Source organism: Streptomyces sp. 142MFCol3.1 (genome assembly GCF_000424945.1).
Lineage (GTDB): Bacteria > Actinomycetota > Actinomycetes > Streptomycetales > Streptomycetaceae > Streptomyces > Streptomyces siamensis.
The window spans coordinates 1-13,085 of sequence record NZ_AUKV01000067.1 but is presented as its reverse complement, the minus strand read 5'-3'; the positions used below and the strand labels follow the sequence as shown (position 1 = coordinate 13,085).

The 13,085-nt window shown below is 67.5% G+C and carries 8 protein-coding genes and 4 pseudogenes; 8 read left to right on the top strand and 4 right to left on the bottom strand.

Annotated features, from left to right (window positions below; genetic code table 11):
- Both H305_RS0142775 and H305_RS48905 read right to left on the bottom strand, forming a co-directional pair.
- Positions 1–1,988: pseudogene (locus H305_RS0142775) on the bottom strand (hypothetical protein); the annotation flags it as partial.
- Between the two features lie 1,094 nt (positions 1,989–3,082).
- Positions 3,083–3,667, bottom strand: a pseudogene (locus H305_RS48905) (DUF1062 domain-containing protein).
- A gap of 229 nt (positions 3,668–3,896) precedes the next feature.
- Here H305_RS48905 and H305_RS55915 point away from each other — a divergent pair.
- From H305_RS55915 to H305_RS53795, 3 genes are all read left to right on the top strand, one after another.
- Positions 3,897–4,028: a hypothetical protein gene (locus tag H305_RS55915; RefSeq protein ID WP_267880820.1), complete on the top strand. Its 132-nt coding sequence runs from the start codon at positions 3,897–3,899 to the stop codon at positions 4,026–4,028.
- A gap of 411 nt (positions 4,029–4,439) precedes the next feature.
- Positions 4,440–4,853: a hypothetical protein gene (locus H305_RS0142755; protein WP_028805835.1), complete on the top strand. Its 414-nt coding sequence runs from the start codon at positions 4,440–4,442 to the stop codon at positions 4,851–4,853.
- Complete coding sequence (locus H305_RS53795) at positions 4,850–5,674, top strand: hypothetical protein (protein WP_158690690.1); 825 nt, start codon at positions 4,850–4,852, stop codon at positions 5,672–5,674. The genes H305_RS0142755 and H305_RS53795 overlap by 4 nt, the downstream gene beginning before the upstream one ends.
- A gap of 36 nt (positions 5,675–5,710) precedes the next feature.
- Here the strand turns inward: H305_RS53795 and H305_RS0142745 are convergent, their stop codons facing one another.
- Positions 5,711–5,965, bottom strand: a complete 255-nt coding sequence (locus H305_RS0142745) for an SMI1/KNR4 family protein (protein WP_028805833.1) — start codon at positions 5,963–5,965, stop codon at positions 5,711–5,713.
- A gap of 413 nt (positions 5,966–6,378) precedes the next feature.
- Between H305_RS0142745 and H305_RS0142740 the strand changes: the two genes are divergently transcribed.
- From H305_RS0142740 to H305_RS0142725, 4 genes and pseudogenes are all read left to right on the top strand, one after another.
- On the top strand, positions 6,379–6,732 hold the full coding sequence (locus H305_RS0142740) for a hypothetical protein (protein ID WP_051371598.1): 354 nt from the start codon (positions 6,379–6,381) through the stop codon (positions 6,730–6,732).
- A 110-nt stretch (positions 6,733–6,842) separates the two neighbouring features.
- The gene (locus tag H305_RS0142735; protein ID WP_028805831.1) at positions 6,843–7,442 is read left to right on the top strand and encodes a hypothetical protein; all 600 of its coding nucleotides are present in this window, start codon (positions 6,843–6,845) and stop codon (positions 7,440–7,442) included.
- Positions 7,443–8,187: 745 nt separating this feature from the next.
- Entirely contained in the window at positions 8,188–9,951 is a 1,764-nt protein-coding gene (gene ltrA, locus H305_RS0142730; protein WP_028805830.1) for a group II intron reverse transcriptase/maturase, read from the top strand.
- Positions 9,952–10,197: 246 nt separating this feature from the next.
- A pseudogene (locus tag H305_RS0142725) lies at positions 10,198–10,749 on the top strand (transposase); the annotation flags it as partial.
- Positions 10,750–11,074: 325 nt separating this feature from the next.
- Here H305_RS0142725 and H305_RS0142720 read toward each other — a convergent pair.
- Positions 11,075–12,475: an FG-GAP-like repeat-containing protein gene (locus H305_RS0142720; protein WP_028805828.1), complete on the bottom strand. Its 1,401-nt coding sequence runs from the start codon at positions 12,473–12,475 to the stop codon at positions 11,075–11,077.
- A 116-nt stretch (positions 12,476–12,591) separates the two neighbouring features.
- Here H305_RS0142720 and H305_RS48900 point away from each other — a divergent pair.
- Positions 12,592–13,026 (top strand): annotated as a pseudogene (locus tag H305_RS48900) (zinc ribbon domain-containing protein); the annotation flags it as partial.
- Between the last annotated feature and the right edge of the window lie 59 nt (positions 13,027–13,085).

Sequence of the window (13,085 nt, the reverse complement as noted above, 5' to 3'; positions counted from 1 at the left end):
CTGTCGCCTGCGTCGGCCCGGGCCTGCAGTTCATCGAAGTCGCCCCGCTCGGCCAGCATCCCTGCCAACAGTTCAGCCGCCAGACCCACACCTGCGTCAGCGAGGGCCCGTAGTTCCCCGATGTCGTCGCCATGGCTCAGCAGTGCGGCCAGCAATTTGGCTGCGTAATAGTGGCCTGCTTCGGCCCGGGCACGCAGCTCATCCATGTCGCCACGGTCGGCGAGCAATTGAGCCAACAGGTCGGCCGCCCCTTCATCACCTGCGTCGGCTCGGTCGCGCAGTTCGTCGATCTCGCCTCGTTCGGCCAGCAGTTGGTTGAATGAATAGGCTGTGATGCTCAAGTCGGCGCCGAGCCGGTCCCGTAGACCGTCGATGTTGCCTCGCTCCGCCAGCAGCTCCACCAGCCGGCGGGCCGCTGCGTTGTCGCCAGCGTCGGCCCGGGCCCGTAGACCGTCGATGTCGCCTCGATCGGCCAGCAGGTCGACCAGCCGGCGGGCCGCCCTCCAGTCGCCAGCGTCGGCAAAGCGTGTGCGGATCGACTTGGCAACCTGGTAGAGCAGGCGGTATTCGGCGCTGTTAGCGAGGCGCAGAGCATCGTCGAAGTCGTGGATGTTGGTGGCAAAGGCCTCCCACGTGATGGCACTCAGTTGCTGGCTGCGCCGTCGGCGCGTCAGCTGCTGCAGGAGATAGTCGGCGACCGTGTAGCCGACCACGGTGCGACGGTCGGCCGCCAGCAGCGGGATGACAGGTGCTGTGGCGCGGTCGTCGCGACGGTTGGAACTGGTGAGCTCGGTGAGGGCATCAGAGAACCACGCGTCGTCTGGCTGAAGCGCCGTCAGATAACCGCGGGCGGCATCGCGCATCAGCACGGTGGTCAACGGGGACTGGATGCCCAAGCGGCGTGCATCGGCAGCCGCGTGGATGACAGCTCGTTGCGAGTCGTCGGCCTGCTCGTAGCGACGCATGATCTGCCGGGCGCCAGCCAGCGTTTCGGTGACGCCGTAGTGCTGATCGGCAACGGCTTGCGCCAGGCGCTGGTCTCGCGCGGCCAGGGCGGCTGCTGCTACGCGCTCGGTGGGCGAGAACGTGGTCACTGTGATGTCGTGTATGGGCGCCGCGAGCACGTCGGCGGCCTGAGGATAGCGGTGCCGTTGCTGATGGGTCTCGGGGTTCGGCTCGGTGGAGCGCAGGGTTCTCAGGGTCTCCGGCCAGATAGCGCTGAGAAAGATCACAGGGGTGTCGGTGCTCAGGAGTTTACGGATTGCCCCTGCGGTGAGCGGGCTATGGGCAGATGTTTCATCGGCGACGAAATACGGACCGGCCAGGTAGCGCTGGAGCTCGTCCAGCCAGACGATCAGTTTCGGCAGCGGGAACGTGGCGTCGGCAATGGTGTTGATGAGGCCACCATCGCCGAGGTCCGGGCTCAGCACGGCGAAGTCCGGCAGCACTTCACGGGCCGTTTCGAACAACAGCCGTGTCTTTCCCACGGAGGAGTCGCCCACAAGGACCAGAAAGCCCCCAGTCGTCCGTGCCGTTCGCATCCAGGCACGGATGTCCTGCGCGACGTCGCGTTCGACGAACAGAGGCAGATCCGGATCTGGCAGCGCTGAGGGGGAAGCCGTGGCGCTCCGCCGCCTCAGCCATGGAAGGCGCTGACGGGTCAAAGGTGTGCGAGCCGGCACCGGAGCACGATTGAGCGGGATCGCCTCGTGGACCCGAAGGGCCAGACCACGCGAAGCCATGTCGCACATGAGGGGGAGTTTCTCTGCGCGGCCCAGATGCCGTCGCAGCAGATCTACGGCTGCCAGATCCTGGTCGACGGCTGCCTGACGGCGCGCCGCCCAGGTCTCGAACCACCACGTCGTGGCCACGCCGAGCACGGCTACGAGCACCGCAGCAAGCCACGGAGGGCACCACGCCAGCCATGCTGGGGCTTCCTCCAGCTCCAGCAGAGCGGTGACCGCAGCCGCAGCGGCCAGCACGAGCACTGGTGCGATGACTCGACGCGCCCGAGGCCGGTACCTACGCGTCATGTTGACGTCCCCCCGCCGGTGTCGACCAGCTGATGCGTCAGTCTGCCCAGTCGGCACCCGCCTGCCAACCAGACAGTGTCGGCTGGGACGCAGTGGTGGTGGCCGCCATCGGCGGGGCCGCATGGATCCTGCGCACTCTTTTTGAAATGGTCCCTCCCCTGTGCCGTCTGCTGTTGACGCCGTACCAGCAGGAGAACGCCGGTTGCCCACCTGCCCCAGTCACGGAGTGCCAGATGGCGAAAGCACCCCTCTGTTGATCGCCGCGGGTCAGTCTTCGGGGTGCTGTCGTGCGCTGCGGATGATGTGGGACCAGGTGCCTGCGGTGCCGCCGTGCTCGTGGGCCAGTTGGCCGGCGAGTTGGGCTGCGGGAGTTTCGGGGTGTGCCTTGATCGCGAGGCGGGCCTGGTGCAGGCGGGGGTCGCCGTCGTAGGGGTAGCGGCGATCTGTCGTTCCGGCTGGGCGGCCGCCTCCGCGCTCGCGGCGCTCGGCGTACGTCCAGATGCTGCGTTGCGGGTGGCCTCAGCTCCGCGCCAACGGAGGCGTCCCGGGCTGAGCCAGGAGACACGGACGCCTCGTGTCATCAGGTCCGCTCCGGCGGCGGTGTCCGCTACGCACACCGCCCGGCCCGTCCTCGACATCATCGGCTCCGCGCCAGCGGAGGCGTCCCGGCCCCTGGTACCACGCCGCCGGAGGAGTGGCGGCGGCACTACCCGCTCTTCCCCAGGCTGCTGTTCGTCCTGGATGGCACTGGCCCGGCCAGTGTGGAGATCCGGATCAGTGCCCTGTGTGCGGCTGCCGGAAACTTGGCGCTGGCTGCCTTCCTGCGTCACGTTCCCGTCCTGGCAGGGCCGCTGGCCGACTTGCTCAAGCACGGGCCTTCCGCGCCCATCTGGAGGCCGGTCCAGGACCCCGACCGAAGAATCTCGCCTGGATGCGCGTCCACCGCCCCTCAGCCGCAGCCCCGCGGCCCAGCAGCCAGCGCGATTCCTCTTCTGCACAAGGCCGACCATGGCATGTAGAACCTGGGCCGTGAGCCCGACCACGTCAGATCACGGCCTGCTGATGAGCATGAAGGTGAAGTCGCGCGAGAGCTTGCTGCTCAGGCGGACTGTCGACACGAGGTTCCCTTCGGCGGGCAGTCTCTTGGCCTAGGCTCGCGAAAGAGCCGCATCCTTCGGCGCTCAGACGCACCGGTCGCACAGGGTTTCGCGCCGCAGAGCGGACCGAGACCAGGCCACCCCCGGCACTGGCGCCCACCGGCCGCGGTGCGCCCGGTGCGGCGGCGGACCGTACGGCGACTGCCAGGCCGGCCGCTCGGTTCGACCCGAGCCGCCCACGTCGCGGCGCCGTACGACCTGGCCCTGGAGCAGGTCGGCTGTCAGGCCGGGGTCGTTGTCGTGCAGCAGGTTCAGGAGCTCGGGTGGTACGGAACGCACGTTCATCCGCTTCGGGACAGCGAGCTTGGTGGTGTCCCCGGACCCGGTGCGCAGCGCGAGGAGCCGGGCGTCGAGGAGCTTGTGGTTCGCGGTGGCGCGGAATGTGCTGTTCGCCCGGAAGCGGCCGGGGGCGCGCCTGGGGCAATGGTGGAGAACTGTCGGCAGGCAGGTGGGCACGACCGCCCAGTTTTTGGACACAGAGATACACCGGTTCCAGTGAGAAGACCGCAGCGGAAAGGAGCGCGGCGCACATGTGCGTCGCACGACGGATCAGCGCTCGGGGGGGCTCACTTGGTGTACAACGGCACATCCTTGAGAGGGTGACTGCGGGCGGGAGAACGGTAACGGCACACGAGGGTGCGGTTCCACGGTTTTTCGGGCGGGTGGCAAAGAAGGCGACGCCAAGGCGCCGGAGGAGCTCGGGGACGTGCTCGAGGTTGTGCACGCGCTGGCCGTGGATCTGGGGGTCGGCGCAACGCAGTTGGAGAAGATCCGCAAGATCAAAACGAGTGAGCGCGGTGGCTTCGCGGACCGGATCGTCTGGACCGGCAACCGCTGACCACGGCCGCTTCGGCGGTCCTTCGGTACACCACCTGGTGCACAACGCCGTACGCGACTGAGGACATTCGCTGGTACGCGACATCATGCATCTGCAATACGGGGCCTGAAAGGCCAGGCCTTCTGAGCGGCGGCGATGCCGCTCAGACTGGAGATTGTCGCCTCCGGTGCCGCCGAGGCCGACCACCTCGCGATCCTCGGCGCCGTAGGTCGTGGCTGGGACGACCGGCTCTGTACCTGAGCAGGTCCCGGCCAGAGCCGCTCCGCGGGCTCCATCTACCTGGCAAAACCGAGACGCATTGTCGTCGTCGAGGAATCCTTGCCCATTCTCCCGACTGACGGTCTGGGCCCGGTCGTTGATGCCCTAGGATGGCGCCCCCTGTTGAGCACAGATGACCAAGAAGGAGGGGCAGTGGACGCCGAATTAGGAGCCCTCGCCTCCACTGTGGGGACCGCAGTGGTTACGGCTCTCACCACCGACCTGTGGCAAGGGGCACAGGCCTCGGTCGGCGCCCTCTGGCGACGTGCGTACCCGGAGCGTGCCGACACAGTGGAGGCAGAACTCGCGGAAACCCGCACTCTGCTCCTCACCACCCCGGATGGCGATGTCAGCGAGGGTTCTGCCGAAGAGTGGCGCCTGCGCTTCCGTCGGCTGCTTGCTACGCGCCCGGACCTCGCCGAGGAACTGCGCCGTGTACTGACCGAAGACCTCGCCCCCGCGCTCCCCTCTCATGCGCAGGGAACCTCCACGGTCTTCAACGCGACGGCGTCCGGGCGCGGGCGCATCTACCAGTCCGCCGGGAACCAGACGATCAACGAGCGATGAGCAAACACCCCACTTCTCGGCCGGATTCACCCGGCGGTCAGTCCTTCACCGCGAACCCGACGGACCAGGCACGGACGTACCAGGCCAACCAGAACCAGACGATCAACGAACACCATCACTACATGCCACGTGGTTCGCTGAAGGCGGGCGTGGCCTGGTCGCTGGCAGGGGCGACGGTCCTGGCACTTGGCGTATTCGTGGGCGTGGATCTGTGGGAGCGGCACACGGCAGTGGACGCGGCACCTGCGAGCGACGCAAAGGCGTCGAAGCCCTCCGCCTCGTCCACACCAAGCGCTGCCCTGAAGCCGCCCGGCGTGGTTTCCTCGAGCCCGTCACCCAGCAGGGCACCGACGCAGCAGGAACCGAAGGCTCCGGCGTCGAATCCTGCGCCGTCCGTGTCCGCTTCCAGACCACCGTCCAACCCTGCGACGAGTTGTACCGGGTGGACCGATTCGGGTGTCAGCCGCGTTCAGGTCAAGGCATGCGGCCGGATCGAGGGCGACAGCCTGTACATGAACGCGGAGTGGCGCACGACATCCGGCCACGCTCTGGTGGACGTCTACATCTGGTTGGAAGACGCCACGGGCAAGGAGGTCGTCTACCCGGGCACGTCCGTGAAGAACGGCATGGCGTCGCACAGGATGCCGGCCTGGCCGACGCCCCAGGACAGGCAGCAGTGGGCAGAGTACGAGGTTCGCAAGAGCCTGGTACACGGCGAGTTGTACCAGGTGTCTGTGTCAGTGCGCGAGCAGGATGGCGATCCGCCTCAAATCTTCAGCCCCGCCGTGCAGGGTCGCCAGCTTGGGATTGTCTACACGTAACCCACGCCTGCGGCAGCAACAGTTCCGGCGATGTACTCAACATGATTGGGTGATGTCGGGTCGTTCGGCTGAGCGTTGAGCCCTCTGCGCTGTACTGCGCCCGAACCGGCGCATCACCGACCTGATCCGGCACGCCGAGCTGCGGACACGGAGAAGGTCGAGCAGCACGGCGGGCAGCGTCACGCCGAGCACGCGCTCAGCCTCCCGCACTGCTTCCTCGGTGAGCGGTAGCTGGACGCCGTAGTCGCCGTCACCCCAGAACGCCGCCTTGACCTCGTCAAATCTCGCCATGTCACGCAGCCTAGGCCCGGCCGATCTGGTTCGATCACTCGCTCCTTCACTAGTCCGGAAAAGCTGCTCCGGCTCACTGTGCGCCTTCGCATCCCGCCACGACCTGCTGCTCTCCATCGGCCGGCGGCCGCGGCTCGCCGACCTGTACGCCAGTCGAACAGGCCCGGGGCGACAGCTCCCGCAGTGCGGCGCGCCCGACCCCGGCGTCGTATGCCCAGACGACGCCCGGAGTTCACCGCCCTCAAGAAACAGGTATGAGCAGCGCTGAAGAAGAAGCCCCGCAAGGAACCCGAACTGGCCCGTCGCGCCGGCCGGGCAGTGCGCGACAGCTGCACCGTGCACAGCTGATGACCACCGCCCGCCGTGCTCCCCGGCGCAGCGGGCGCCCCCTACAGTGGATGGAGGAGATGACCATGGAGACGAACCCCACCGCCCTGCTGCTCGAACTCGCCGCCCAGGCCCAGCGTGCGAGCGACCCGGACACGCTGCACGACTTGCTGTCCAGGGGCCACCGCGCCTGGTGCGAGGGCGTCGCCGACGTCCAAGCCGGCGTGGACCGGGAGACCACGAGCCTGTCCGACGCCGAGCTCGCCGAGCGGTGCGCCGCTGCGTGCGTGCCGTGGGAGAAGGGGATGACGCGCAGCGAGGCGGTCTCCGCTCTCGCTTTCATGACGTGGGATGCCGCGCCGGCCGCGATGGCCTACACGGAACTGGAGGAGCGTGCGGCCCGCTTCGGGGTGTGCCTGCTGGGCGAGGAAGTGCTGTAGGCCGGTTAGTACTCCAGCTGTAGATCCTGATCTTGCCGGGTGTGAATCAACTGGGCGACCGATCCAGATCATGGAAGGATGCCTGTTCAGGGCAGGGGAGGCGGGGCGGCATGGGACTGGACTACAGCTACGAGATCTTCATGCCCCCTCGGAACGTTGTGAGGGCACTGACCCGGCTGGCCGAGCTCGCCCCCCAAGGCCGCGACACGCCGCCGCTTCCGGTGACCCTGCCGGGCGGAGAGCAGTTGATCGTGCCGTTCACCTCGAACTTCAAGAGCGAACCGATCGACTGTTCAGCAGGCGGCACGCTCGAACTGGACACCTCGATCGTCATCGGCGTCGACGACGCGATGCGCGAGTTCTTCCTCCGCGATTCCGACAGGGTCGACGAGCGGGGACGAGTGTCGGTCGGGTACATCTACCTGACTGTCAGGTTTTCCCCCGCATGGCACCCGAACTTCGCGTCACTGCAGTTCACAGCCGCTACCTCGAGCATGAGCCGGATGTTCGTGCAGTCGGCGAGCGTCAGGAAGGTGTTCACCGACCTCACCGCCACCACCGGTGGTGTGTGCTGCCTACTCGACACCGAGACCGACATCCTCGACATCTGCTGGCTCAACGGCGAGACGTTCAGTGACGAGACTGTTCCTGGCGCCCGTTTCTCGCGCTTCCACGATCTCGTCGCCGCCTGGCGCGAGCCGGTGGAGTAGAACTGGGACAACGCTCGCACGGGATAGGGCATACCCTCCCGGTCAACGCTTGACTGGCCAACTGAAGCGCTCAGTGTGCGACACGAAGTCGCTCCAGGTAAGTAAGGACAGCCACGTGAAGGAGGTATCGATCGGCTGAACTTCGGGCCAGTGTCCAAGGTCCGTCCCCGCGCTCGCATGCGTCGCTGGTAACGGCGGGGTGTGAAGCCGAGCGTTCAAGCCCAAGAGCGTCCCGGCCATCGGGGTGCAACAGGCGAGGGGAAGGCTGGACGGGCGAACGCAGGTGAACCCTTGATGATGCCTCGTGACTTTAAGGCCGCGTCGATGGCGTGTTGGCGGCGGTCACAGGACCGGGCGCTGGGAAGGGCCAAGCGACCTTCGGGTGACTGAGCCCGGAGGGAGGACACCGCTGGTCCCGGGGTAGAGGGGGCGCCCACCCCAGCCGCGTCTTACTGGTGCGGAACGTGGAAACCCCGTCGAGGTCCAAGCCACTGGCTTGGTAGGCCAACCGCAAGGGAGGCTGAAGTCCCCGGCGGGAGAAGGAAGATCCAAGAAGCGAAGGCCGGCAGGCCGAAAGGCCGGAGGAAACCGGGAGTTGGGACCTTCACCCGCTCTCGCATAACTCGCCGGATACGGGTCCTGGTGGCCCGGCCCGAAGGGGAGCCCACGTGGATCAGGTGAGCCTTTGAAGTCACCACTGCAAGGAAGCCGGAACCGAGGGACAAGTTAGACACCGGAGGGGAACGTGGAGGTCACGGCACCTGTCGCGACGCCCGCACCTGCGGTGAACGGACCCGAGGACGACTTACTCGACTGGCACGGCATCGACTGGGCCACCTGCGAGGAGAACGTACGGCGGCTGAGGCAGAGGATCTTCAAGGCAACGCAGGAAGAGGACTGGAAGAAGGTCCGCAACCTGCAGAAGCTCATGTTGCGGAGCCGCAGCAACACGCTGGTCAGCGTGAAGCGGGTAACGCAGCAGAGCACTGGTCGCAAGACTGCTGGCATCGACGGGGAACGAGCCCTCACGCCGAAGGCGCGAGGGACACTGGCGACCGAGATCCATCGGTCGTCGAAGCCCTGGAGGGCCAGGCCGGTCAAGCGAGTGTTCATTCCGAAAAGCAACGGGAAACAGCGACCGCTCGGCATCCCGGTCATCCGAGATCGGATTCTCCAGGCCCGCGTGAAGAACGCGCTGGAGCCCGAGTGGGAAGCGCGGTTCGAGCCGAGGTCGTATGGCTTTCGGCCCGGCCGCAGCTGTCAGGACGTTATATCCGCGATCTTCTGGACGGTGAAGGGAAAGAACCCGAAGCGTCTGTGGGTCCTGGACGCGGACCTGTCGGCGGCGTTCGACCGCATCGACCACAACCACCTGATGACCATGCTCGGCCAGTTCCCTGCCAGGGATCTGATCCGCGGCTGGCTGAAGGCGGGGGTGATCGACCGTGGCCGGTTCACACCGACCGAGGAGGGAACTCCTCAGGGCGGTGTGATCAGCCCGCTGTTGTTGAACGTTGCTCTGCACGGACTGGAACAGGCCGCAGGGTGCCAATACGTGGTGAGGGCCGGGCGCGAGCCCGGCGCCGCCCCGGGCACCCCAGTGCTGGTGAGGTATGCCGATGACTTCGTTGTGCTCTGTCACAACGAGGAACAGGTGCACCAGGTCAGGGCCCGGCTGGAGGACTGGCTGGAGCCGAGGGGTCTTCGCTTCAATGAGGAGAAGACCAAGGTCGTCCACCTCGATGAAGGGTTCGACTTCCTCGGCTTCAACGTCCGCCGGAAGAACCGGAAGAAACTGATCATCACCCCGAGCACGGCGGCCTGCAAGAGGCTCCGGGCGCGACTACGGACCGAAGTGAGAGCCCTGCACGGGGCGAACGCTGAGGCCGTGTTGCGCAGGCTGATCCCGATCGTTCGCGGCTGGGCGGCCTACTACCGGGCGGTGGCATCCACGACGACGTTCTCGTCGCTGGATCACTACATGTGGCGGCTGACCTTCAAATGGGCCAGGCGACGCCACCGCAACAAGTCGAGGTATTGGGTCGTGGACCGGTACTTCGGCAGGTTCCACCCCTCCAGGCGTGACCGATGGGTATTCGGCGACCGCGACAGCGGAGCCTTCCTCATCAAGTTCGCCTGGACCGGCATCGTCCGCCACCAGCTCGTCAAGGGCGGAGCGTCCCCGGACGACCCCGCCCTGGCCGAGTACTGGCAGAACCGCCGTCGCAGGAAAGCGCCGCCGCCGATGGATAAGACGAGTCTTCTCCTGGCGGTCCGGCAGCAGGGACCCTGTCCCCTCTGCAAACAGGCGCTGATCGTCGGAGCCGAGTACGAGCCGGACAGTCCACGCGAGTGGATCAACTGGTTCGCGGCCTCGAAGAAGATGCTCCACAAGCATCACTTCACCTACCGGCGAGACGGCGGCACAGACGAACGAACCAACCTTCGCCTCGTGCACTCTGAGTGCCACCGCCAGCACCACGCAGGCGACGGCAAACGGGCCACATAACCCTGCTGACCTGCGAAGCCCTCGGGGCTTGCTTGAGCCGGATGCGGGGAAAGCCCGCACGTCCGGTTCTGAGGGGGCCGGAGATCAGCAATGGTCTCCGGCTACCCGACCACTGGGTGAGGCCGGTCCGCAGACGGAGACGGCCACCGTTGATCATCGTCGGTTGTGTGGACAAACGAAGATCAGCCGGTGGCCGTGGGCCACAGCGTTGACCCTGCCCGCCGGCAGGCGAAATTCGAGGGCCTGATGGCCAGGGTCGCGCGCCGGTTCGCCCGGGTGGAGCCGCGCCGTCGGGCACGAGCATTCGTGCTGGGTCTGCTCGCCAACCTGCCGAGGAAGAACTGCTGGACGATCGCCGAGCACGCCGGGGACGAGAGTCCGGCCGGCATGCAGCACCTGTTCAGCTGCGCGTCCTGGGACGCGGACCAAGTACGCGACGACATACGGGCCTTCGTCGAAGGCCACCTCGACCGCCGCCTCTACATCCCCCGCTCATGGACCCAGGACCCCGACCGCTGCCGCGCGGCCGGCATCCCCGACGACCTGAGGTTCGCCACGAAGCCCGCCTTGGCCACCGAGATGATCGCCCAGGCCCTGGATGCCGATGTGCTGCGGCGTGGGTGGCCGGTGACGAGGTCTACGGCGGCGACCCGCACCTGAGCGCCGAGCTGGAGAGACGTCAGGTCGGCCACGTCCTCACCGTCTCCGCGCAAGCGGCCGATCCCCACCCGGGCAGGCGTCTTCCAGGCGGTGGCGGACCTCGACCGCGCCGTCCGGCTGGAACCCGCCTGGGCCTGGGGCGGCTGCGAGCTGGGCGACGCCCTGCGGGTGGCGGCCGCCACGAGGAGGCCCTCGCCGAGTACGACAGGGCCTGGCGCTGGAAGCCACGTATGCATCGGCCTGTGCGAGCCGCGCCGTCTCCCGCAGCGCGCTCGGCCGCGACGAGGAGGCGCTGGCGGATCTGGACCGGGCCCTGGAACTCAGGCCGCAGTACCCGTGTGCGCAGGAGCAACGCACCGCGGTTCTCGTCAGGTTGACCGCCGACCGGGCGCACCACACGGAGTAGTGCGCCCGGCCCGGTGTCACACGGAGTAGCACGCCGGGCCCTCTCGGGCGGCCCGCGTCAGTCGGCGAACGCGAGCCCGAAGAACGCCCCCTTCTGCGGGGCGCCCAGCGAACTCGGCCCGAAGGAAGCGATGTTGGTGGTCGTCAGGCCGGACGTCGAGCCGCGGAACACCCACACCGCTCCTGAGTCCTTGTACGTGCCGTCCTCGAGGGGCGCGCCCAGGACGAGGTCGGCGCGGTGGTTGGCGTTGACGTCCGCGAGGTGGACCGAGCGGCCGAAGTTGTCGCCCGCCTCGGACACCCCGGGAACGCCGGACGTGGACTGAGTGAAGGCCTGGGCGCCGGAACCGGTGAGCCCGGACGAGCCGCCCTTCAGCAGCACCACGGAGCCCGCCTCGCGGACGGAGCCGACGTCCTCGCCGGGTACGCCCACCGCGACGTCCGGGTAGCCGTCGCCGTTCACGTCACCCGCGGCCAGCGAGTAGCCGAACTGGTCACCGAGGTTCTGGTCGTAGTCTCCCGCCTCGCTCACGCCCGGGACGCCCGCCGTCTCCTGGGTGATCTTCGCCGTACGGGTCGAGGGCCCGACCGCGGAGCCGTAGACGACGCGGACCGCGCCGGCGTCGTACTCCCGCACCTCCGAGACCTGGTCGACCTCCAGCGCCATGAAGTCGCCGTAGCCGTCCTTGTTCACGTCGGCTATCACGCCGCCGATCGTGTAGTAGCCGGTGGTCTTGTAGGTCTTGCTCAGACCGGTCGAAGTACCCGCCCAGAACCGGGACTTGTACTGCATCTCCTCGAAGCCGTGCGTGGTGACGACGTCGTCCTTGCCGTCCCCGTTCATGTCGCCCACGGTGAAGGCCTGGGCGCCGTCCTCGTCGTCGAAGTCGAGGGTGTCGGTCGAGGCGGGCACCCCGGCGCGGGTGAAGGGGCCGAAACGCACCTGCAGCGATCCCCCGATGTTGGCGACGAGGTCGGCATGCCCGTCACCGTTGATGTCGCCGCCGGCCACCTGGTAGGCGGTGCCGGTCAGCGCGGTGCCATTGCCCAGACCCTGCGCGGAGCCCCAGAGCACCACGGGGGTGGAGTAGCCGCCGACCACGAGGTCGGTGTAGCCGTCCTCGTCGAGGTCACGGGCGGTCGTCCACTCGCCGAAGGAGTCGTACTCCTTGACGGCGCCGGGCACTCCTGTGGTGGCACGGGTGATCAGCTTCGGATGCGCGGCGTCGGCGCCCGCCGACGAGCCGTGCACGACCGAGATGTAGCCCGCCGAGGTGAGGCCCGACACTGTGGCGCGAGGGGCGCCGATCGCCAGGTCTGCGTAGCCGTCGCCGTTGAAATCGACCACCGGCGTCCGCGCCGCAGCGGCGGCCGGGGAGGCCAGGGCCAGTGGGGCGGTCAGCAGCGCGGCGAGCAGGGCACAGCCCGCGGTGGAACGACGGCGTGTGCGGTTGGACACAGAAGACTCCTGTTGTTGGCCCTCGGTACGTCGGTCGTTCACGTTGACCACTGGCGGTACGAAACGGTTGTGGCCCGCGTGACCCTTGCGCATGGGAACCGACTGCACTTCGGGCCCTCCACCAGGAGATCGCCCGGCAGCGCAAGGACATGGCCCGCAAGTGGGCCAAGCACGTGGTGCGGGATCACGACGTGCTGGCGGTGGAGGACTTCCGCCCCAAGTTCCTCGCCAAGTCGAGCATGGCCCGCAAGGCCGCCGACGCGGCGATCTCCACCACCAAACAGGAACTGATCGCCATGGCGCGCAAGCACGGGCGCATCCTGCACCTTGTGCACCCCGCGCACACCACCACGGACTGCGGCAAGTGCGGAGCGAGAACCAAGCACGCCCTGCCGCTGTCGGAACGTACCTACACCTGCACCGCGTGCGGAGCCGTCTCCCCGAGGGACAAGAACTCCGCCCGCGTGATGTTGGCCCGAGCAGGTCTCATCCCGGCTGGTGCTGATCGCAGAAGACTTACTGGCTCTAACAAAAGCGGTTTGATCATGTGACTGTTGGCTTGATCGTTCGTTGATGTGGGCATGGGGAAGCGTCAGTCGCGGCCGTGGGT